Source organism: Candidatus Nanosynbacter sp. TM7-075, assembly GCF_022828255.1.
Lineage (GTDB): Bacteria > Patescibacteriota > Saccharimonadia > Saccharimonadales > Saccharimonadaceae > Nanosynbacter.
The window spans coordinates 260,303-281,983 of the sequence record NZ_JAJQJW010000001.1 but is presented as its reverse complement, the minus strand read 5'-3'; the positions used below and the strand labels follow the sequence as shown (position 1 = coordinate 281,983).

The following is a 21,681-nucleotide window of genomic DNA, read 5'->3' as shown; positions in this document are numbered from 1 at the left end:
GAGGCTTTACAGCCTTCTAGGCAAGCTGTTTCCTTCCCGCGGGCTTTACAGCCCTTTATTCCCGTTTGTTTTCGCATTCAGCAAGAATGCGAGCCCGGAGCAGGCACCGCCCAGCGCTCCAATAAGTGCTGTGGGGAGTGTGGGTAAGGCGAGTACGAGCGAAGCCAAGGCTCCGACTAGGGCTCCTGCTAGGGCGGGGATGATGATGATCACGATAACCGTGATAATCATGATGAATACGATCCAGATTTTTTTCATGACACTTCCTTTCAAGAAGTGCTTCACTCACGACTAAGGGCTACTCTCGCCCTTGACAAGTCGCGGCGAAAGCTTGGTAGTATAATACAACTAATTGTACGTAATGTCAAGCGGATATTTATAAGAAGCTACATTTTGCAAATAGCGGTGCTGATTGCTGCTAACGGCGCTTTCGGCGACCAAATCAAGTAACTTGCGGCGCGGGCGCCGACGGTTCCCCGCCAAATTGCCATTGGTGCGTCCCATTTTTGGGTGACGACTTCTCCGCTGTGGGCAATTATTAAATTGTCGGCATGAAAAACGCAAATGGTTACGGGATATGTGATGGTGAATTTGTGAAGCGCTTCAACGAGTTGCGACAATTGAATACTGAACGTAATCATTTTTGGATAAAAAATTGCGCGGAATATTTTCTGAACTTGCGCCAGACTTGCTACGAAAACCACGTGCGGATTGTCCAAAATTTCCTGAAAACTATTCTGCACAAGGTCAATCGCATCTCGCGTCAGAACGACGGGAATTTCTGACTTTTTGATCAATTCTTCGTAGACAATTGCCGTCTGACTATTCCGCCCAGCGTCGCCGCATAATAGCAATACGTCCGCCCATCTTTCCAGCGCCAAAGTTTCAGTGAGCGCTTCGTTTGCCAAACTCCCTGATTGGTTTGTCGGTGCGAATAAAACGTCGGTCATATTCGCGGGAACATTTTTTTTCAAGGCGTCAGGGAGTAAAACGCGAGCCTCACCTACGCCAGCCTTGAGCGCCTCTTGGTAACTTTCTGCCACCGCCAAAAAGCCTAATTTGTTACCGCCGATGATTCCTAATTTTCCCGCTTGGTCGCGTCGTTCTGGCTTGTTCCATTCAACATCCGGAAAAAGTGGCTTTCCTGGTTCTTGTTTGTGCCAAAATTTCATATCCATTACAAATTTACCTCAATACTCACCGGACAATGATCGCTACCCATTTGTTCTGGATGAATTTGCGGATTAGTAACGCGATTTGCAATTTCACGCGATGCCAGCCAATAGTCAATCCGCCAACCAACATTTCGTGCTCTGGCATTCGCCCAATGCGTCCACCAAGTATAAGCGCCAGTTTTTTCAGGGAAAACCGTCCGGAAAGTGTCCGTAAATCCAGCGTCCAAATAGTTCTGAAAACCTTCCCGCTCTTCGTCGGTGAAGCCGTGCTTGCCGACGTTGGGTTTCGGATTTGCCAAGTCAATTTCCTGATGTGCCACGTTCATATCGCCACAATAAAGGACTGGCTTTGACAATTCCAGCTCTTCCAGATAAGCCAACACCGCCTTATCCCATTTTTTATATCGCAAATCTAATCGGCTCAAATCCCCTTTTGAGTTCGGAGTGTAGCAATTGACAACCCAGAAATCGTCAAATTCGGCGGTGATAATTCGTCCTTCGTCGGCTGGATTGCCGTATTCGTCGCCCGTTAAGTCAAATTGCTCAATGATGTTTGGCGGAAAACCGTCACGCCAGCTTAAGGGTGGGATTTTAGAGAAAATCGCCGTGCCGGAATAGCCTTTTTTGGCGGCGGAATAGAAATGCTCGTGATAATTCGGTAGGTCAATTTCAACCTGATCTCTGGCGGCCTTAGTTTCCTGTAGACATAAAATATCTGGATTGTACGTGTTAATAAACTTCGCGAATTCACCTTTATTTATAACTGCACGAATGCCGTTTACGTTCCAAGAGAAAAGCTTCATAATTTTATTATACCGTGATGATATAATTTAATGAATATGCTACCAATGTACGATAAGTTTTTGGGCGAAATATCAAGCGATTTCATGGACGTCGGAGGTGTGAAAACTGCTTGCTATTTTTATCAAGGCGGCTCGAATAAAACTATTTTGCTAATTCACGGCATTGGTGGAGATTTTCACGGAATGATTCCGCTGGCTTATCACCTGAAAAATGACGCGAATTTGGTGTTTGTTGACTTGCCTTCTCACGGCAGAAGTCAATTGATAAAAGATATGAAAATGATCGATATTGAAAATTGGGCGATGAATTTGATGTCGGCTTTTGACGGTAAAGGCGTGTCAGTTGACGAGGTTGTTGCCCATTCGCTTGGATGTTTGGCGGCAAATAAAATGCGATGCCGGAAAATTTGGTACATCAGTCCTCCGATGAAAACTTCGGTTATGTCGAGAATTTCCTCGTCGTTCTTTTACCGCACTCGTCGTATAAGTCAATATATTTATTTGAACTATTATTTTTCGGTGTTCCGTGGGCTGTGCTTGGTGAATAATAGACGGAAAAGCACCGTGGATTTGATACGGTGGCTGACGAAAAATACGCGAGTAACGCGGCAGCAATATTTGGAGCAATCGAAAATTGCACGGGACATTTCTCGAGGCAATAAAATTATTATTTCTGAGCGTGAGTTTACGGGATTGATAGTTGGGCGACGGGACAAGATTTCGCTTCCTGTGAACGCCGCCGATGGTGTAAAAATTGATAAATTTGTGGAGCTTGATACGGGACATTTGTCGGTGTTGGATAGCCCAGAACTGGTTGCCGAATTGATATTGGCGGAATAATTATTTGCTATACTGTAGGTATGAGTAAGAAAGACGATAAAAAACTAATTGTTGATATGATTTCTGAGAGCGAATTCACTGTTCAGGGTCATGGTGTGCATACGGCCTTTGTAGAGATGACAAATGCGCTTAAAGATCGTAATGATATTGATATTGCGGTGAATAAGGCTCGGTTAGATGCGGATATAGTCCATGCGCAAACTACCGGACTGTATTCGATGAAAAAAATGCGTCAATCTGGCGGAAAGAAGGTTGTGTCTGCTCATGTTGTACCAGCTTCTTTTATAGGCAGTATTAAGGGCGCGAAGTTGCTAGAGCCACTTGCTCGCGCGTATTTACGATGGTTTTATAATAAAGCTGACTTGGTTTTAGCGGTATCTGATTATACAAAGAATGAACTGGAAAAAATTGGTGTCAAGAAGCCAATTTCTATATTATATAACACTATAGATACGGCAAAATATGCCAATTCACCGGCGAAGAAGAAATCTGCTAGACAAAAGCTTGGCATTAGCAATGATGCTTTTGTGGTCGTTGGAAGTGGTCAAGTGCAGCCACGTAAGCGTGTCGATGTGTTTTTTAATATGGCAGAAAAGATGCCTGATGTGGAGTTTGTATGGGTCGGCGGCGTGCCGTTTGGAGTGATTGCGGCTGAGAATGGTGCTATGCAAAGAATGATGAATAATCCGCCAAAGAATTTGAAATTTACCGGTGTGATACCGCTTGACGATGTTGCTGATTATTACCGTGCGGCCGATGTATTTGTATTGCCGAGCGAGCAGGAAACCTTCGGTTTGGTTGTTGTTGAGGCTGCTGCCGCAGGATTACCTGTTGTCTTGCGAGATATTTCTGATTATGACACAACATTTAGAGATGGGGCGGTAATGGCTTCGTCTGATAGCGACTTTGTCACTCAAGTTGATAAACTGAGGCGAAATAAGAAATTTTATAGCCAACAATGCCGATTAGCAGAAAAGATTGCCAAACGTTTTGACAGTAGTGCTGGCGCCGAGCGATTGGTCGAATTTTATCGATCGCTGATATAAATGGTATAATGGGGCTATTATGAGGATAGGACTTTTTACGGACAGCTACAGGCCGTCCATTAACGGTATCGTTTACGTTGTCGAATCATTAAAGCGCGAGCTGGAAGCTTTGGGGCATGAGGTTTATGTTTTTTGCCCAGCAAAGTCTATTAGTCCGTCCAAGCAAGCCGAACTTCTCCACGAAGATGAAAATAGTCGAATAATTCGTTTCCGCTCAATTACGGGCGCGTTTTTTGATGATTACGACACGTCGGTGTTCTTCCCTCCTGTGGTGCAGCGTCAAATTGCCAATATGCATCTGGACGTCGTTCATATTTTTACGCCGTCGCAAATTGGTCTATTGGGCGTGAAGGCGGCGAAGAAAAATAATATTCCTTTGATTATCCAGCATTGTACGGATCTATACGAATTCGTCGATCATTATCCTGCGGTTTTGCCGGGAGTTTTGGCGTTGGCGGGAGTGGTTTTTCCATTGTCGGTGAAATTGAACGGACAAGATTTGCTGGAAGTTGCCAAGCTTTACCGTCCGCGTAGTGGCGTAACGAAATGGAATAAAGATATTATTGAGCGCGTTATTACTATTTTATATAGCAAGGCAGATGCGGTGATTGCTCTGTCGCGTAAAAGCCGCGATCAATTGGAATCTTGGCAGACCGAAGATTACACCTACGATGTTACTTTAATGCCAAACGGCGTGAATGCTCTTCCGCGGGCGAGCGCGAAACGAGTTGCAGAATTTCGCGAGCAATGGGGTCTTGACGAAAAAGATGAAGTGTTTGGATTTGTTGGGCGTTTGGGCGAGGAAAAGAATTTGCCAATTTTGATTCAGGCGTTTAGCGAGTTTATTGCCGAAGCTCGTCCGAAATCAAAGCTGTTGTTTGTCGGTGATTTTGAATATCGAAAGACTTTGGAAAAAATGGCAGCCGAGACGGATTTTGCGGATAGGATTATATTTACTGGCGCTATGCCACGAGAAGATTTGGGCGTGGCGTATAAAGTAATGAACGTGTTTACTTTTCCTTCGCTTAAAGATACGCAAGGCTGGGTTCTTCACGAAGCTGCTCACGCCGGAAAGCCGATTGTTATTATTGACAAGGAAGTTTCAGAGGTTGTGAAGGACGGAGTCAATGGCTATTTTGCAGAGAATAATCCAGAAAGTGTCGCAGAAAAAGTAATTGCAATTCTAAAAAGCCCGAAGAAACAAGCGGAGTTTAGTGCTGAAAGTAAAAAATTAGCCAACAAGTTTACGGAGCGCAGTCAAGTGAAGAAGCTTGAAAAGCTCTATCAAAGGCTAATTGACGCGCGCGAAAATCAATAAATCTCAGGCTGATTTTGTAATCGGTGCGGCTATCTATTAGAGATAAGCCGCCTGGTTTCTCGGTCTTGATCGCGGCGTTTGATGGTTTGTCTTTTGTCGTAATTTTTCTTACCTTTTCCGAGCGCAATTACGACTTTAATGAATTTTCCATTGGTCAACAATTTGGTCGGGACAATTGTCATTCCCTGTTTTTTGGCCTCTGTAAAATTGGACAATTGTTTTTTACTTACCAATAATTTCCGCGCTGAAGTGTCGACTGAGCGGCTATTTGCTTCTCCGCGAACGTTTAATCGCAGTGAAAAGCTGGCGTTATTTAGCCATAGTTCGCCATTTCTTAAGCTAACAAATGAGCCTTTAAGCTGGACGTGACCTTCTCTGGCGGCTCGCACTTCCATTCCAGTTAAAACCAAGCCAGCTACAATTTCTTCGCCAAGTTCATAATCAAACCGTGCGCGACGATTGACAATGTTCTGTGTGGCTGGTTTTTTGGCTTTTGGCTTTGACATGAATTATATTATAGCAAAACTTAACGCGACAGTATATTTAGGCTAGTTTGGTGCGGCTGAAATATGACTTATGTTACAATATCTCAAGCATGATAGCCGACATTCACATTACTGAGAAAAGTTTTGGCGATAAGACGTTGATGAAAGACGTCAAGTTCAGCGTGGACGACGGCGAGAAAGTTGGTGTGGTTGGTCGTAACGGTGTTGGCAAGTCGACGCTGTTTGGAATATTGAGCGGAAAAGATACTGATTATACGGGCGAAGTTATTTTTCGGCGCGGCATTACGGTTGCGACTACCGCTCAGGAGCATCATGGATTGGGCGATCAAACGGTCATTTCGTATATTCTTGGTGGACTTCCAGAATATTCCAAGCTTAAGAAAATCATCGATGAATATCCGCTGACTATGGGCGACAATATGCGAAAAATTGAGGAATATACGCAAGCCCTGGAACGATTTGACCAAAAAGGATTTTATCAAGTTGAAGAAAAAATTGAGCGAGAGCTGAGTAATTTTCAATTAGACGGTTATGGTGATCGGAAGATTTCTTCCCTGTCTGGTGGTCAGAAAAGATTAGTTGAGATTGTTAAAATTATGCACTCGGAGGCGCATTTGGCGCTGATTGACGAGCCGACAAACCACATGGATTACGTTGCGAAACAGCAGTTTATTGATTGGATGAATTCGCAGCCGCATCAAGCGATGTTGATAATTACGCATGACCGAGACGTGCTTGGGCAAGTTGATCGAATAGTTGAGATTAAGGACGGACAAGCCGTTAGTTACCGTGGAAATTACGACGCGTATTTGAAGCAGAACGCTCAAGCTACGACGGCTGGAATGAATAATTTTGAGCAGATTGAGAAGCGAATTGTTAACCTGAAACAAAAAGTTTTGGATTATCAGCGGCTTAAGGAAAAGTCGCGTAATCCTGGCACAATTCAGAAATTTAAGCGCTTGGAGAATGAGGCGCGAGCGGAGCTGGAGGAATTGTCGGAAATGGAAAAGCCGACGTTTTGGATTGACAAGGAATCCGTTGGTCAATTGGATTATAAATCGGCCGAGCGTTACGGAAAATTCAAGTCGCGTAATATTCGCCTGAGCATGAAAGACGCTTCTAGCCGCAGTCAGCACGTGTTGGTTCGCGCGGAAAATGTGGCGGTTGGGATTGGTGAGCGGATATTGTTTGAGGACGTGAATATTGATTTGCGCGAAGGTGAAGCGATTGAAATTAGAGGTCGTAATGGCGCTGGTAAGACTACGTTGATTCGGATGATTTTGGCGTCGGGCAAGAGTTTTGACGGCGGTCCTGTTCTTTATTCTGGCGATATTTTCCTTGATCCGCAGGTTCGAATTGGCGTTTATGAGCAAGAAATTGACGAGCGATATCTGTCTGATCCGCTAGAAAAAGCAATTGAAAAGTTATACATGAGTCGCGATTTGTCGATTTCTGATACGAAAATTCGGCAACTTTTGGCTGACTATTTGTTCACGGACGCTGATCGGATGACGCCGCTGGCTCGCTTGTCTGGCGGTCAAAAGGCGCGTTTTCAGATTATTGCTATGCTGGCGAACGACCCGCAACTGCTGATTTTAGACGAGCCGACGAATCACTTGGATTTGCCGAGCATCGAAGAACTGGAAACGGCGTTGGCCAAATATTCCGGCGCGATTCTTTACGTCAGCCACGATAATTATTTCCGCGAAAAACTTGGCGGCAAAGTTGTGCAAATTGGCGCAGAATAAAAATTTTCCGCCAGAATTTGACGGAAAATATTGAATCGTTTTTAAGAAAATTAGTCGGCTAGTAAGCCGTTTTTTCGTAGCAAATCTTGTAGTTTCGGTCGATCAAAACCAAGCACTAATTCCCCGTTAATATCCGTTACTGGCACGCCTTGGAAATTGCCGCCATTTTTATTTAGCAATTCCTCTTTTGCGCCAGGATCAGCCTCGATATCTTTGGAAACAAAGTCAATTCCCAGCTTCTTCAGCCATTCCATTTCCGTGTGGCAAAACGCACACCAGCTAGTGTTGTACACGACAACTTTTGTGTCTTGATGGTTGTTCGTTGTGTCTTCGCTCATATATTCCCCTATTTAATAACACTTCCAATTATAACATAACGGTTACGTCTATTTAGAATTCTTCGACGTCAAATGCCAATTTTTGCACCATTCGCAGTGGTATATATCGATCGACAAATTCGGGTTTGCTAATTCTTGGATTTCTGCTGCTTGGCGGGCTTTTATCTCTGTTGAGAAGCGACGCTTTTTTTGACAATTAGCCAACCCTGAAATTGACATCAATGATGTTTTTTGGGTTTTTTGACTATTTTTTGAATAATTTCGTCGTGGCATCTTGCAAAATAGTATAACAGATTGATATAGTGGAAAGTAATGGTAAAAGAAACTGACATTTCGGCTAATGATACAGGCGATTCTGGTGCGATGATGATTTTGGCAAGGACGATGATTGGTACAATGTGGCGAATGTTTTTGCCGACGATTGGCTTGACTTTGTTAGGATTGTGGTTGGATAATGTCAGCGGAATGAAGATGAGATGGTTGCTTGCTGGAATTGTTTCTGGCGCGATTATCTCAGTGGTTCTCGTAGCTTTGCAGATTGCTAAAATTAAACAGCAGGAGTTGAAGAAATGATTGATTATATGGCAAGCGCTGGTCCGCATATTTCAGTAAAGGTTGACGAAGTTCTCAATATTGCTGGCGTATCTATTACGAATTCGCACTTGATGGGATTCTTGGGATTGATCGTGCTGGTGTGGGCAATGTTCCGTACTCGTGCGGCGGTTTTAGGTAAAAAGAAGCATAATTTTATCACAAGACTAATTCAGTGGACGTTCGACGGACTTTATAATACAGTTTGCCAAGTCATTCCGGACCGAAAATGGGCACGTAAAGTTGCTCCGCTTTGTATTACGTTGTTTTTCTTTATCGTTGCGCAGTATTGGCTGGGACTTTTGCCGATCGTTGGTCCAATTACTATCGGTGAGCATCACACTCCGCTGTTTCGCGGTGGCGTGGCGGATCTTAATATGACATTCGGCTTGGCAATTGTGACGATTGTTGCGGCTCAGATTTACGCGTTTAAGTATTTGGGTTTTAAGGGTAATATGGGGCGATATTTCGTTAACCCGCTGCGTGATCCAATTATGTCATTTGTTGGCATTTTGGAATTAGTGGCTGAATTTTCGCGAATGCTGGGACTTAGTTTCCGCCTATTTGGTAATGTTTTGGCTGGCGAAATTCTCTTGGCAATTATCGCTTACATGACGAAGTTTTTGTCGCCCGTAGCTCTGCAGCCGTTCTATTTCTTTGAATTGTTTATCGGCGGTATTCAGGCGTATATTTTCTTTATGCTATCAACTGTGTTTATTTCCCTGGGGCTGGCTCACCATGATTCGCACGAGCCAATTGATGAAGTTCACTCCTCTGTTGAAACTAATAAATTAGCAACATCAGAGAGTGATTAAATTAGGTAATAATTAATTAAAAGGAGAATATTAACCATGGAAGCATTAGCATTCACACTTACCTACGCAATCCCAGCAGCATTTGCAGCAATTGGTGCCGCAATCGTTGGCGCAGCAGCTATGAACGCAGCTGGTCGTAACCCAGAAAAAATCAACGACCTACGCACAATGATGATCTTGGGTATTTCATTCATCGACGCTATTGCTATTATCGGTTTCGTCGCAGCAATCGTCGGCAAAGTTATGTAGTTTTCGGGAGTAAATTGTGGAGAAAATATTAACACAATTTGCCAATTCTGGCGCATCGGAAAAAGCTGGTTTGTTTGATTCGCTAGGTATTGATTGGGCGCTGTTGGCGTTTCAGACGGTAGCATTTTTAATCTTGCTATTTGTTCTTCGCAAGTTTGTCTATCCGCCAATGATGGAAATGCTCGTCAAGCGTGAAAAGGACCTGAAAGCGGCTGACGCGGCGGCAAAATCTGCCAAGGAAAACGCCGACCGAGCCGAAGAAATGACCGCCGAAATTATGCGAAAAGCACGAGCGCAAGCTAGTGATATCGTGGCGTCTGCTCGAGAAGAAGCGACCGAAGTCGTTGAAGAAGCGGCTAAAAAAGCGACTGCCAAATCTGAAGCTTTGATTAAAGAAGCGCATAATACGATTGCTCAAGAGATTGAAAACGCTAAGAAAGACCTGCACAATTCGACACTAGAGTTGGTGGCTGAAGCGACTGGCAAGGTTTTGGGCGAGAAAATTGATGCGAAGAAAGATACAAAGCTGATTTCGGAAGCGCTTGAGGAGGCTGAATAGATGAGATTAGTGTCCAGGAGAAAGTTGGCAAAGTATGCAGCTGAACAGATTTTAGCTGGCAATGACGCGGTGTTGGAAGAAATTGCTGGTCTTTTGATTTACGAAAAGCACGAACGTGAAGTTGATTTGTTGGTGCGAGACATTGAGGCAGAATTGGCTGAGAACGGTGAAATTGTAGCGTCGGTCGAGAGTGCGAGAGCGCTTGATGAAAATACAAGGCGTAAAATAGAGCAATTTCTGGCGACTGCGGTGAGCGATAAAAATAGCAAGCCAAAAGTGTCGCTAAGAGAATCAATTGACCCGACGTTGATTGGCGGATTTAAGCTACAAACGCCGACCGCAACACTGGACGCAACGGTTTCGAAGAAGTTAAACGACTTGCGGGCGAAGAAAATCTAGGAGGAAAAATGAGCAAGATTGATGTGACAGAATTAGCCAAAAGCCTGCGGGAAAAAATCGCGCAGTTGGAGGCGACAGAAGGTTTGGAAGATGCCGGCGTGGTTATTCGCGTCGGTGATGGTGTGGCTTGGGTGCACGGCTTGAGCAGTGCTGGCTATAGCGAAGTGTTGGAAATTGAAACTGACGGCGGCACGGTTGAAGCGTTTGCTTTGAACTTGATGGAAGATGAAATTGGTGCGGTGATTCTTGGTGGTGAAGATAAGGTCAAGGCTGGCGCTAGCGTTCGCCGTAAGGGTTCGGTGCTAGACGTTCCTGTCGGCGAAGAATTGTTGGGGCGAGTGGTTGATCCGCTAGGTAGACCTCTTGACGACGGTCCAGCGATTAAAACGAAGAAACGTGGTTTAATTGAGCGTCCTGCCATTGGCGTGATGGGTCGTAAGTCGGTTCACGAGCCTCTGATGACTGGCATTATGTCGATTGACGCGATGTTCCCGATCGGTCGTGGTCAGCGTGAGCTTATTATTGGTGACCGTCAAACTGGTAAAACGGCAATTGCTATCGATACGATGATTAACCAAGCTCGTCAAAAGACTGGCGTGGTGAACGTTTATGTGGCGATTGGTCAGAAATTGTCGAAGATTGCTCGATTGGTCGACCGATTGAAGGAGGAAGGCGTGATGGATCAGACGATTATCGTCGCGACCAGTCCGTCCGATGCGGCTTCCCTGCTTTATTTGGCGCCTTACGCTGGTACTGCCATGGGTGAATATTTCCGCGATAACGGCGGTCACGCATTGATGATTTATGACGATTTGACGAAGCACGCGGTGGCTTACCGACAGATGTCGTTATTGTTGCGCCGTCCACCAGGACGCGAAGCTTACCCAGGTGACGTCTTCTATTTGCACTCACGACTATTGGAGCGCTCGGCTAAATTGTCAGATAAACTTGGCGCAGGAAGTTTGACGGCCCTGCCAATCATCGAAACGCAAGCTGGCGACATTTCCGCTTACATTCCAACCAACGTGATCTCTATTACCGACGGTCAGATTTTCCTGGAAACCGACTTGTTCTATCAAGGCATTCGCCCAGCCATCTCAGCCGGTCTATCAGTTTCTCGTGTTGGTGGCGCAGCTCAGACGAAAGCCGTTAAATCTGTCGGCGGAAACTTGAAGCTCGGTCTTTCTCAGTTCCGCGAATTGGCATCATTTGCTCAATTCGGCTCAGATCTTGACGACGCGACAAAAGCTCAAATTGACCGCGGTCAGCGACTCACTGAACTTCTGAAGCAACCGCAGTATCAGCCAATGAGTGTCTGGGAGCAATTTGTTAGCATTCACGCGGTGACTGGCGGTATGTTTGACGATGTTCCAGTTTCTAAGATTAAGGACGCGCAGTCTGCTCTATTGACTTATCTCTGGAAAAATTCTAAAGATGCTATGCGTGAGTTGAACAAGGGCGACAAGCCTTCGGATGAGCAATTGAAATTGATTGATGAAGCTACGAAAGAAATAGCGAAAGGATTTGAGGAGTAATTCATGCCGAGCACTCGCGCGCTGAAAAATCGCATTCGTTCGGTGGACTCAACTAAGCAGATCACCAAGGCTATGCAATTGGTGGCGGCTAGTAAAATGCGTCGGGCTCAAGAGGCGGACAAAGCTTCTGCGCCGTACACAATGGCGGCGGAAGAGCTGTTGTCTTATTTGGCTAGCCAAGGCGCAACCGACAATCATCCGCTGTTTGCCAGGCGAAAGATAAATAAGCGATTGATTATCGTGGTGGCCAGCGACAAGGGTTTGGCTGGCGCATACAACACCAACGTTTTGAAGAAGTATTTGGAGCTATTAAAGCGTGATGACGAGCGCGGAATTGAGAACTTGACTTTGACGATTGGTCGGCGAGCTTCGCAATTCGCAACGCGCCTTAAAGATACGAAAATCATCGGTACGTATGAAGATTTGCCAGATCAGCCGTCTGGATTGACGTTTCACACGATTTTGAACACGGCGATAAATATGTTTGAGAATGGCGAAGTTGACGCCGTTACGCTTGTTTATACGCGTTTTGTCAATAGCATGGTTCAGACTGCAGAATTGGACAGATTATTGCCAGCAGGAACGAAAATCTTGGTTGATCCGAGTGAAGTTTCTAACACGATTTCTGACGCCAAATATGAGCCGAGTATTCCAGAAGTTTTGGACGCGGTGGCATATCGTTTGGTCGGCGCGCGACTATTGCAGGCGTTACTCGACGCTCGCGCTAGTGAACATTCTATGCGTATGATGGCGATGAAGAATGCTACGGATAATGCCAGTGATTTGGTTGACGATTTGACGCTAGCTATGAATAAGGCTCGCCAAGGGGCAATTACTCAGGAACTTGCTGAAATTTCTGGTGGCGTGGAGGCGATGGAACAATGATAAATAACACAACCCTATTCGTCAGTACTGTTGTTGTAAAGGACGGTAAGTTGTTGGTCGTTCAAGAGGGCAAAAATAATTATGGTCAATTAGATACCTGGAATTTTCCAGCTGGTCATGTTGAGCCTGGCGAAAGATTGGTGGATGCGGCGATACGCGAAGCGAAGGAGGAGTCTGGCTACACAGTTGCAATTGATGGTGTGCTGTCGGTGCTGTTGAAAAATACTGATTCTGGTATGTCGCTGGTTGTGTTCTTTCTAGGACACGTTGCCGATGGTTCTCCTGTCGCGCACGAAGAAGGAATCCAGCAGGTTGACTTCGTGACGTTAGAGGCTTTAGAGAAACTGAACTTGCGCTTCCCTGATGATATGATAGAGCCGGCTCGTCGAGCATTGTCGGATAAGAGTTATTCTTTGGATATAATTATGGATTATCAGGAGGCGTAGATGCGATATGAAAAGTGAGATTAATACAAAGGAAGTGCGGAGGAAAAATTGATGAGTAAAACACTAGGTAAAATTATTCAGATCGTTGGCGTGGTCGTTGACGTGGAGTTTCCACGAGACGTTGAACTTCCAGCGATTTACGACGCGTTGCACGTTAAAAACGGCAAAGAGACGCTGGTTTTGGAAGTAGCGCAGCACTTGGACGAGCATACTGTTCGAGCAATTGCCCTGTCTTCGACAGATGGATTGAGCCGTGGTGCAGAAGTTGTTGCAACTGGCGCTCCAATTTCCGTTCCAGTCGGCGCGGAAACCCAAGGACGAATGTTCAATGTTGTCGGTGAAGCGATTGACGAAAAACCGCAACCAAAGGGCAAAACCGCCCCAATTCACCGCCCTGCTCCAGCGCTTTCTGAGCAGTCAAATAAGACTGAAATCTTGGAAACTGGTATTAAGGTTGTTGACTTGATTGCTCCGCTTGCTAAGGGTGGAAAAGCTGGCTTGTTTGCTGGTGCTGGTGTCGGTAAAACTGTTCTTATTACTGAGTTGATCAATAATATTGCTAAGTTCCATTCTGGAAACTCTGTTTTCGCCGGTGTTGGTGAGCGAACTCGTGAAGGTAACGACCTCTACTATGAAATGGAAGAGGCTGGTGTTTTGGACAAGACTTCGCTGGTCTTTGGGCAAATGAACGAGCCGCCTGGAGCACGTTTGCGAGTGGCATTGTCGGGTCTGGCGATGGCCGAAGCTTTCCGCGATGAAGGTAAGGATGTCTTGCTATTTATCGACAATATTTATCGCTACACTCAGGCTGGTGCTGAGGTGTCGGCATTGCTTGGTCGTTTGCCAAGCGCGGTTGGTTATCAGCCAAACCTCCAGCAGGAAATGGGCGCATTGCAAGAGCGAATTACCTCAACGAAGAAAGGTTCGATTACCTCTGTTCAGGCTGTCTACGTGCCAGCTGACGACTTGACCGACCCAGCTCCTGCGACGACCTTTGCCCACCTTGACGCTACAATTGTGATGAACCGTGCTTTGACGGAAATTGGTATTTATCCAGCGGTTGACGTTTTGGATTCCAGCTCAAACTCGCTTGATCCAGAAATTGTCGGCGAAGAGCATTACCGCGTGGCGCGTGAGGTTCAGCGAATTTTGCAGCAATACAAAGAGCTTCAGGATATCATCGCTATTTTGGGTATGGAAGAATTGTCAGACGATCAGAAGCAGATTGTTGCCCGCGCTCGTCGTATTCAGAGATTCTTGGCACAGCCGTTCCACGTGGCTGAGAAGTTTACCGGAAATCCAGGTGTTTACGTTAAATTGGAAGATACCATTCGCGATGCTTCCGACATTTTGGCTGGTAAATACGATGATAAGCCTGAAAACTGGTTCTATATGGTTCAGGGTACGCTGGCTGATCAAGTTGCTCGCGACGCTGAAGCTGAAGCTGCCGAGGCTAAAAAACATTCTGAGAAGAAAGCTAAATAGTCATGAAATTGTCATTAGTCACACTTGTCGGTACGAAGGTTGACGAAGAAGTTTATTCGGTGTCAATTCCGACTACTGACGGCGAAATTTCCGTTTTCCCAAGCCACGAGCCGCTAGTGACGATTGCACGGGATGGCGTGATTACCGTGCGTCGACATAAAGAAGATTCTGATAATCAGTTGGAGTATTTTGCAATCTCTGGTGGTGTGGTAAAAATTGACTATTCGTCGGTGCAAATTCTGGTTGATGAAGCTGATCACGGTGACGACATCATCGAGGCAGAAACTCAGAAGGCTCTGGAGCGTGCTATTAAGGCGCGTGATGAGGCTGGTGATCAAGTTGAGCGCGAGAAAGCCAAGCAGCTTATCGATCGTCATATGGTGCGATTGAAGGTTGCTGATCTTCATAGACGTAAGCGACGACGCTAATTATATATCTGCAATACTACGAAGGAGCCTGATTATTAGGCTCCTCGTGCTATGTCTTGCTTGAGATCCTCGATTGACACTCGCGCAATATCGACAGTGTCATAGGAATATAGATTAGGAATGTCCTCTTCGTATGGCTTAATAAAGTACTCGATAATGAGTTCTGAGTCTAGCATCCGCTGACCGTCGTAATTGTATTGACCGCTCATTGAATAGGCACAACTCCCAACGTCTCGCACGAACCTAGAGATTTTTGCCGAGTCTTTGTTGGTTTGCTGAAATGTTTCGGTATCAATACACCACGGTTTAGTGCTGATAGTAAATGCAAAGTTTTTTATTTGCGCGTCATTCATTGTATACGGTTTTTCTAGGCTGTGAAAATAGTGCATAGTAGCGAATGCAGTACGGGCGATAAGCCGTGCTTTTTCTTCAGGTAGCATAGTCTCGCGGTATTCGTCGACTAGACTGTCACAGCTCCGCACGCCTTGTATAAAATCGGTAATCACTGCCACTTCTCTATTCTCGAGGCGGATAACGCCTTTCGGCTCGAAGGTGCGAATTGCTTGAGGGTGCTCTAGGCTATTGATGTGTCGCATAGTATCAATATCTTTCAATGCTGCGCGCGGTGTAAGATATGGCTTGATTGCCCAAGGTTGAGTTGCGAGAGGTACGCCTGAGCAGTATGATGTTGCATCATAAAACCCAACTTCATTGATGCTATTGCGGCGACCTTCTGAGTAATCGTCGCGAGGGTCTAACCCTATATAAAGATAATCTAATGGCACGCCTAACTGGTCGGTGCCAAATAATGCAATATCTCCTGGAGATAGTTGATCTACTTGTTCCCGTAAATCGCTCGTATCATCAATGGCAATTGGTGTTATAGATAAATATCCTTCGAGCTGACGCATAAACTATTTTATATCACAAATCACGGATATTTGCAATAGCTAGGCGGACTTCATCGGTCGTCGTAGTGTGCATCAATTTCTCCCGAAGTTCCTTTGCACCGTCAAAATCGCGAATATAAATCTTGAAAAAACGTTTTAGAGTTTCAAAAGGTCGACCGAGGGTTGGTTGGTAGTGGTCGAAGAGGTCGAGGTGGTAGTGCAGTAAGGCAATCAGCTCAGATTTGTGATGAATAGTTGAGCTATACTCTGCCTCGGAGTACTCTTTTGGCGTTCGGCTGACGGGGCTTGACGCGCCTGTCACAGCCTCCTCGACTGAGGATAGTTCAATTGCCCTCCTAAAGCAGAACGGATCACTGAAGACGCCCCGCCCGATCATAATGCCATTCACGCCAGGATGTTTTCTGGTAATTTCCAGCCCATGCTCTCGATCGCGAATGTCGCCGTTGATAGTCAGGAGCGTTTGTGGGGCAATTTCATCGCGCAGTTTAACAATCTCGTCAATCAATTCATAATGCGCCGCGACTTTACTCATCTCTTTTTTGGTGCGCAGATGAATTGTCAAATTCACAATGTCTTGCTTGAGAATTGCCGTAAGCCACTCGCGCCATTCATCGACGTAAGTATAGCCCAGCCGAGTTTTTACGCTAACTGGCAATCCAGATTTTTTGGCAGCGTCAATTGCAGCTATCGCTATGTCGGGTCGGCGGATCAGAGCTGCGCCACCGCTTTTAATGGCAGATTTGGCGGGACATCCCATATTGATATCAATTCCGTTAAAACCAAGTTTCGCGCAGTGCTTCGCGAAAGCTTCCATGTCCCCTGGCTCGCCACCCCAGATTTGCGCAATCAGTGGCTGCTCATCGTCGGTCTTAATTAGTCGCCCAGCTATGGCTTTGTCGCCAGCGTGAACCCAGCCGGTGGCATTTGCGAACTCGGTGAAAAATATATCTGGCGCGCCAGCCTGTTTCACGACATGACGAAACACGACGTCGGTGACGGCTTCCATTGGTGCCAATATGAAAAATGGCTGCGGTAAATCATTCCAAAACGATGTCATCTCTGTTATTTTATCACAAAAAGGAGAAAACCCCTCACTCTCGTCTTTGAGAATGAGGGGGATGGCGGGCTCAAGCGGTTCTGCTCGGAATTGATTTCAACGCTGAAATCGACTACCACGAGTGAATCTCGCGAGCCCGAAAATTAGAAAACATCAATACTTCCACGTGCCGGCTCACGTTGCTAGGCGCCATCGTCTAGCGGGGAGTATTGATGAACCTGAACGCCGCCCGTTGGGGCGCTCGACAGCGTTAGGTTTTTTAATTGCCGGATGGCGGACGGCGACGGGAGTTGAACCCGTCCATCCTCGATCAACCACTTCGTCGTGGAGAATCGAGGGGCTATCCTGCGCGTCCCTTGATTCTTTTCCGGACTAACCGGCTGGCTGAATCACGCCAGGAGCGGACGGACGCTCTTTTGCTGATTCTAAATCAACTTTTTCATAGATGGGTTAAGATCTATGACCGTCAATTTAACAAGAGCCAGTTCTAACCCTTACTCTTGTTGAGGGCGTCTTTCGCCTTCTGCCCGACAGAGCCTGCCTGCTTGGCGGCCTCTTCGAGCTTAGTGCGCTCGTACGGGCTGAGCTGCCCTCCAGCCATACCCTTCTTGATAGCAGTTTCTCGCTGCTTAGGCGTCCATGTGTCAAACATGGATATCACCCTTTCTAAAAGAAAAGAGCTGACCTCCTAATTATGCTCCTAGAGAGCATAACTCGAAAAGTCAGCTCTACCAACAAAGCGTTTACTATAATAACACTAATTATAAAAAAATGCAACAATATACCAGAATATTTTTATATTTCGCCCGCCAGCAGGTCTTTTTCGAATTGCAGCATTCCCTTATAATCTGGCGAATATCCAGAGATATCTGGCATATCGAGCGTGGTGATTTTTTGCCAAATGATGTTTACGAGTTTCGCGAATTCGGACAATTCTTCGCTGGAGAACGTGTCTTCCAGGCTGAGGATATCGCCGGTCTTCATGTCTGGCTCGACAAATTGCAATCGCCCGCCAGTAAACGTGAAATTGCTATAATCGCGTGAATGCTCGACCAGTAGTTGATAGAACATCAATTGCTGACGATATTTATGAAGTTTGATTTTTTCGTAATCAGCCGAACCTTTCCAGGAATGCGCCGGCTTGCCAGTTTTATAATCCGTTACGAAGATGGTTTTATTTTGCTTGTCGATGTCTACGACGTCAAGTTTACCCGTCAATCTGGCGTTATCTATAATTACGCCTTGGTTTGAAAAGTCCAATTCCGCCAAGTCCGTGTCGTGAAAATCTGAAGATTTGGCGTTTAAGAACGCGGTCAAAGCTGACTTCCCTTTATCCAAATACAACTGAAAATCGTCCGCTGGCAAATGTTGGCTCTCGAGGGATTTTTGGAAGAATTGGAGGATTTGTTCGGTGCTTGGCAATTGATGATCGGCACTGAATAAGCAATGTGCTTGCTGAAGGCTGCTGTGAATCGCGGTTCCGTAAGCTGCGGCGGAATTTTTGGCGGATGGGAAATGTAGCAAATTGTTCAATAAGAAATTCTGCGGCCCGCCACGTGAAACGTCGAGGAAATTATTCAAATGCGTCGCGGAAAGTTTGTATGTTTCCAGCGCTGGCGCCAATAAGTCCTTTAATTCCGGAATAATCGGTGAAGTTAGTCGCGTCGTCCAGTCGGTTTCAGCGAGTTCAATTTGCTCCGCTGGATCGTCGCTGGTCGGAATGATGGTTGGCGTGCAATTCGTCAAGAAACTGGCGATTATCGTATCGCTGCCAGAATCGTTGGTTTGAGAATAAGTCATGGTCAATGTGGTTTTGGCGCGAGTCATCGCCACAAAGAATAATCGAAGTCGTTCGTCGTAAGTGGCGCCCGCTGGCTGAAGTTGGAGGTTTGCGGGATATCTGATAGCTCGGCTACGTGTGCGGACTTTTTCACCCCAAGCGCTGTCAATTGCCCCAATCACGAAAACGTGCGGAAATTCCAGACCTTTGGATTTATGGGCGGTCATCAAATTTATGGCGCCGCTGAGTGAACTTGCGTGCGTGCGAATTTGCGTTAAGCGAGTTTTTGTTGAAATATGTAGGTTAATAAATTCCAAAAAATCTTCCAGAGTTGGGTTTTTATCGGTGATTCGATCGCGAAGTTTTTGGCGCAAAGTACGCAAACTTTCCAGAATTGTCAGATATGCTTCTGGGTTTTTATCTAGTTTTTCTGGCGAGAAATAGAAATTGGCGAGAGAATTAACCTGAAGGTCGCCGCTTTCGTCGTTAGTTAAGCCTAATAAATTGTCCAATTGCTCTTCCAATGGCAGATTCGGTACGTCCTTAGCGCGTTCCAAAAGCCACTCCGCAAATTCCTTAAATACGCTATTCGCCAGCATACTTTCCAGCCACAATTGCCGATTTTTGTAAGCTTGAAGACTCAACTTCCAGATGTCAAGCGCAGAAAATCCAAACGCTGGATGAGCCGTAATTTCCGGTAATAGGCTATTGGCAACATCCAAATTATTCTGGCTAATCGCCACGACAGTTCGCGCTAATTTGTCCAGAATCTGAATTATATCTTGCTCCAAAATATCGTCGTGACGCTCGTAATTGACAAAAAGATTTTCCTTATAAAGATGCGGAAGAATTTCAATGAGTTCCTTATGGTGGCGCGCAATAATCGTGATGTTTTCTGGTTTCTCGCCATTTTTTATCAGCTCGGCAATTTGTTTGGCAATTCCCGCTCGCTCTTCGCTAACAGATGAGAATTCTTGGATTTCGACTTTTGAGCCTTCGCTATTTGCGTGTGCGGTCAATTGCTTTGATAGGCCGTCAATTGTGTTTTCTAATCGATCCGCGCCTTGGGTGATGACGTCCCGCGCCGATGATAAAATGTTTTCGGCGGAACGATAATTGTCGGTCAAAACGATGATTTTTGGGTTGTGATAATGCTGGCGGAAACGCTGGATGTTGCCCACGTCTGCGCCTTGGAAGCTGAAGATTGCTTGGTCGTCATCGCCGACCGCCATGATGTTTGGATTGTCGTCGTTCTCGCTGGTCAAATTGAACAATAATCGTAATTGCGCCAAGTTTGTGTCCTGGAACTCGTCGACCATGATGAATTGGAATTGCTCTTGGAGGTTTGCGCGCAGTTCTGGGTGAGATTCGCAGGCTTGGATAACGGATAAAATCATATCGTCATAGTCAAATAACGAGCGCTCGGACAAAATATTTACGTATTTTTCGTAAACGTCAATTGCGGCGGATAATTTTTCTGCGGCGGTAAAATCTTTCAGGACAAATTCGCCATTGGCATTTTTTTCGCACCATTTATTTTTCCAGGCGGTCAGTGGCTTGGTTGAGTTTTCGTCAATTGCTTCCTGGGCGGCGTGCACAATGCTCAGCGCCAAAACGTTGGCGTATGGCGTGATTGAGGCTGGCAATTTTGAGTTTTTCTCGTCAGGATTTTTGGCGGCTAAATTGGCAATTTTCTCAGCTATCGGCGCAAACAGCTCGATTGTCTTTTTCGATATTTTGGCGGAAAATACTTGCTGAATGTCTGGCGCGATTTCGGCAATTGTACTTTGATTGTCCTCAATAATTGCCCGTAATTCCGACGGCGTTAAACCGCTTTGCTTGAACTCGGAAATAATGCGAATGAGGTCTTTAATATAAACGAATTCCCCGTTATTTTTCGCGCTTAATGGATTTCGCCAATCAAGTCCTTCGAGTATTCCAGAGATAATTTGATATTGCGTCAATTCGTCAACCGGCTGAGCGTCGGCGCCACGGAAAAAATACTCGCGATGTTGATTGATGATTTCTGTGCCGAAGCTGTGGAATGTATGAATCGCAATTTTATACGCGTCCTCACCGATAATCTGGCGAAGTCGTTGGCGCATATTTGTGGCGCCACTTTCGGTAAACGTCAAGCATAAAATGCTGTTCGGTAAAGTGTCGGTCTGTCTTAGGATTTGGGCAGTGCGCATACTTAGAAGCTCGGTTTTCCCTGTTCCTGGCCCAGCAATTACCAAAAGCGATCCGTGAATGTAGTCGACTGCTTGTCGTTGATTATCGTTTAATTTAGCGTAACGAGTATTGAAATCCATAGTTTTATTTTACCATGTTGGCGGTCTTCGGAGCGCGATATCAAAATTGCTATTTACAGAATTAGTCTAAGGTTGTAAATTTAGCATAAGGAGGATTAAATGAAAAACTTAAAGAAGATAAAATTTAGTCACATATATATGTTTGTGTTGACGATTGCGTTGATCTTTCTGAGTTATCAAGTCTACTGGCTGAATGAAAAAGAATATCGAATATCAGTCCAGTCCTCCATCGATTATCTTGAAAACGCCCAAAGCATTAAGCGACTTGAGTTTTGTGTTAATCATGCCATTAAAGATTGTACTGAAGAAAATGTCGACGCTTGGAATGAAAAACATCCAGAAGACGCGTTTAAGGGTAAAAGCCACTTGGATATTTCCCGTCAATCAGTCGAATCGGTCAGACAGGTTGGCTATTAGATTTCACATCTTTGCTATCTCGCGCACCTCATAAAAAA

Annotated in this window: 24 protein-coding genes; 15 read left to right on the top strand and 9 right to left on the bottom strand. The window is 45.5% G+C overall.

Annotated elements, in window-relative coordinates:
- Positions 1-45: 45 nt before the first annotated feature.
- The 3 genes from LRM42_RS01545 to LRM42_RS01535 all read right to left on the bottom strand — a co-directional run bounded on the left by LRM42_RS01545 (position 46) and on the right by LRM42_RS01535 (position 1,978).
- Positions 46-258 carry a hypothetical protein gene (locus LRM42_RS01545; RefSeq protein WP_243812457.1) on the bottom strand — a complete coding sequence of 71 codons (213 nt, stop codon included), beginning with the start codon at positions 256-258 and terminating at the stop codon, positions 46-48.
- A 128-nt stretch (positions 259-386) separates the two neighbouring features.
- Positions 387-1,172 carry a carbohydrate kinase family protein gene (locus tag LRM42_RS01540; protein ID WP_243816481.1) on the bottom strand — a complete coding sequence of 262 codons (786 nt, stop codon included), beginning with the start codon at positions 1,170-1,172 and terminating at the stop codon, positions 387-389.
- 5 nt (positions 1,173-1,177) lie between these two features.
- Positions 1,178-1,978: an exodeoxyribonuclease III gene (locus LRM42_RS01535; protein ID WP_243816480.1), complete on the bottom strand. Its 801-nt coding sequence runs from the start codon at positions 1,976-1,978 to the stop codon at positions 1,178-1,180.
- A 30-nt stretch (positions 1,979-2,008) separates the two neighbouring features.
- On the opposite strand from LRM42_RS01535, the gene LRM42_RS01530 reads away from it, so the two are divergent.
- From LRM42_RS01530 to LRM42_RS01520, 3 genes are read left to right on the top strand one after another with little or no spacing between them, the layout of a single operon-like run.
- A complete protein-coding gene (locus LRM42_RS01530) occupies positions 2,009-2,818 on the top strand; it encodes an alpha/beta fold hydrolase (protein WP_243816479.1) in 810 nt (269 codons plus the stop codon).
- 20 nt (positions 2,819-2,838) lie between these two features.
- On the top strand, positions 2,839-3,864 hold the full coding sequence (locus tag LRM42_RS01525) for a glycosyltransferase (RefSeq protein WP_243816478.1): 1,026 nt from the start codon (positions 2,839-2,841) through the stop codon (positions 3,862-3,864).
- 19 nt (positions 3,865-3,883) lie between these two features.
- Positions 3,884-5,182, top strand: coding sequence for a glycosyltransferase (locus LRM42_RS01520; protein WP_243816477.1), 1,299 nt, complete (start codon positions 3,884-3,886; stop codon positions 5,180-5,182).
- Between the two features lie 29 nt (positions 5,183-5,211).
- Here LRM42_RS01520 and smpB read toward each other — a convergent pair whose 3' ends face one another.
- Positions 5,212-5,688, bottom strand: a complete 477-nt coding sequence (gene smpB, locus LRM42_RS01515) for an SsrA-binding protein SmpB (RefSeq protein ID WP_129632756.1) — start codon at positions 5,686-5,688, stop codon at positions 5,212-5,214.
- A gap of 89 nt (positions 5,689-5,777) precedes the next feature.
- Between smpB and LRM42_RS01510 the strand changes: the two genes are divergently transcribed.
- Positions 5,778-7,436 carry an ABC-F family ATP-binding cassette domain-containing protein gene (locus LRM42_RS01510; protein ID WP_243816476.1) on the top strand — a complete coding sequence of 553 codons (1,659 nt, stop codon included), beginning with the start codon at positions 5,778-5,780 and terminating at the stop codon, positions 7,434-7,436.
- A gap of 50 nt (positions 7,437-7,486) precedes the next feature.
- Here the strand turns inward: LRM42_RS01510 and LRM42_RS01505 are convergent, their stop codons facing one another.
- Both LRM42_RS01505 and LRM42_RS01500 read right to left on the bottom strand, forming a co-directional pair.
- Positions 7,487-7,774 (bottom strand): glutaredoxin family protein, encoded by a 288-nt coding sequence (locus LRM42_RS01505; protein ID WP_129634903.1) that lies wholly within the window; start codon positions 7,772-7,774, stop codon positions 7,487-7,489.
- Positions 7,775-7,822: 48 nt separating this feature from the next.
- The gene (locus LRM42_RS01500; RefSeq protein WP_129632746.1) at positions 7,823-8,047 is read right to left on the bottom strand and encodes a hypothetical protein; all 225 of its coding nucleotides are present in this window, start codon (positions 8,045-8,047) and stop codon (positions 7,823-7,825) included.
- Between the two features lie 39 nt (positions 8,048-8,086).
- Here LRM42_RS01500 and LRM42_RS01495 point away from each other — a divergent pair, with 39 nt between their 5' ends.
- The 10 genes from LRM42_RS01495 to atpC are packed head-to-tail and all read left to right on the top strand — an operon-like array spanning position 8,087 to position 15,166.
- Positions 8,087-8,347, top strand: coding sequence for a hypothetical protein (locus LRM42_RS01495; protein WP_243816475.1), 261 nt, complete (start codon positions 8,087-8,089; stop codon positions 8,345-8,347).
- The gene (gene atpB, locus LRM42_RS01490; RefSeq protein WP_243816474.1) at positions 8,344-9,180 is read left to right on the top strand and encodes a F0F1 ATP synthase subunit A; all 837 of its coding nucleotides are present in this window, start codon (positions 8,344-8,346) and stop codon (positions 9,178-9,180) included. Before LRM42_RS01495 ends, atpB begins: the two co-directional genes overlap by 4 nt.
- 36 nt (positions 9,181-9,216) lie before the next feature.
- Complete coding sequence (locus LRM42_RS01485) at positions 9,217-9,429, top strand: H(+)-transporting ATPase (protein ID WP_129637300.1); 213 nt, start codon at positions 9,217-9,219, stop codon at positions 9,427-9,429.
- Positions 9,430-9,445: 16 nt separating this feature from the next.
- Complete coding sequence (gene atpF, locus LRM42_RS01480; RefSeq protein WP_243816473.1) at positions 9,446-9,988, top strand: F0F1 ATP synthase subunit B; 543 nt, start codon at positions 9,446-9,448, stop codon at positions 9,986-9,988.
- On the top strand, positions 9,989-10,387 hold the full coding sequence (locus LRM42_RS01475) for a F0F1 ATP synthase subunit delta (protein ID WP_243816472.1): 399 nt from the start codon (positions 9,989-9,991) through the stop codon (positions 10,385-10,387). It begins immediately after the preceding gene.
- Positions 10,388-10,395: 8 nt separating this feature from the next.
- Positions 10,396-11,922 carry a F0F1 ATP synthase subunit alpha gene (gene atpA, locus LRM42_RS01470; RefSeq protein WP_129744594.1) on the top strand — a complete coding sequence of 509 codons (1,527 nt, stop codon included), beginning with the start codon at positions 10,396-10,398 and terminating at the stop codon, positions 11,920-11,922.
- A 3-nt stretch (positions 11,923-11,925) separates the two neighbouring features.
- Positions 11,926-12,807: an ATP synthase F1 subunit gamma gene (atpG, locus tag LRM42_RS01465; RefSeq protein ID WP_243816471.1), complete on the top strand. Its 882-nt coding sequence runs from the start codon at positions 11,926-11,928 to the stop codon at positions 12,805-12,807.
- Complete coding sequence (locus tag LRM42_RS01460) at positions 12,804-13,253, top strand: NUDIX hydrolase (protein ID WP_243816470.1); 450 nt, start codon at positions 12,804-12,806, stop codon at positions 13,251-13,253. The genes atpG and LRM42_RS01460 overlap by 4 nt, the downstream gene beginning before the upstream one ends.
- A gap of 51 nt (positions 13,254-13,304) precedes the next feature.
- Positions 13,305-14,738, top strand: coding sequence for a F0F1 ATP synthase subunit beta (atpD, locus tag LRM42_RS01455; protein ID WP_243816469.1), 1,434 nt, complete (start codon positions 13,305-13,307; stop codon positions 14,736-14,738).
- 2 nt (positions 14,739-14,740) lie between these two features.
- Complete coding sequence (gene atpC, locus LRM42_RS01450) at positions 14,741-15,166, top strand: ATP synthase F1 subunit epsilon (RefSeq protein WP_129632721.1); 426 nt, start codon at positions 14,741-14,743, stop codon at positions 15,164-15,166.
- A 35-nt stretch (positions 15,167-15,201) separates the two neighbouring features.
- Here atpC and LRM42_RS01445 read toward each other — a convergent pair whose 3' ends face one another.
- The 3 genes from LRM42_RS01445 to LRM42_RS01435 form a co-directional block, all read right to left on the bottom strand.
- On the bottom strand, positions 15,202-16,077 hold the full coding sequence (locus LRM42_RS01445; protein ID WP_243816468.1) for a protein kinase family protein: 876 nt from the start codon (positions 16,075-16,077) through the stop codon (positions 15,202-15,204).
- 13 nt (positions 16,078-16,090) lie between these two features.
- Positions 16,091-17,134, bottom strand: coding sequence for a tRNA dihydrouridine synthase (locus tag LRM42_RS01440; protein ID WP_243816467.1), 1,044 nt, complete (start codon positions 17,132-17,134; stop codon positions 16,091-16,093).
- Between the two features lie 795 nt (positions 17,135-17,929).
- Positions 17,930-21,226, bottom strand: coding sequence for an ATP-dependent helicase (locus tag LRM42_RS01435; RefSeq protein ID WP_243816466.1), 3,297 nt, complete (start codon positions 21,224-21,226; stop codon positions 17,930-17,932).
- 99 nt (positions 21,227-21,325) lie between these two features.
- Here LRM42_RS01435 and LRM42_RS01430 point away from each other — a divergent pair, with 99 nt between their 5' ends.
- Entirely contained in the window at positions 21,326-21,643 is a 318-nt protein-coding gene (locus LRM42_RS01430) for a hypothetical protein (RefSeq protein WP_243816465.1), read from the top strand.
- Positions 21,644-21,681: the final 38 nt, after the last annotated feature.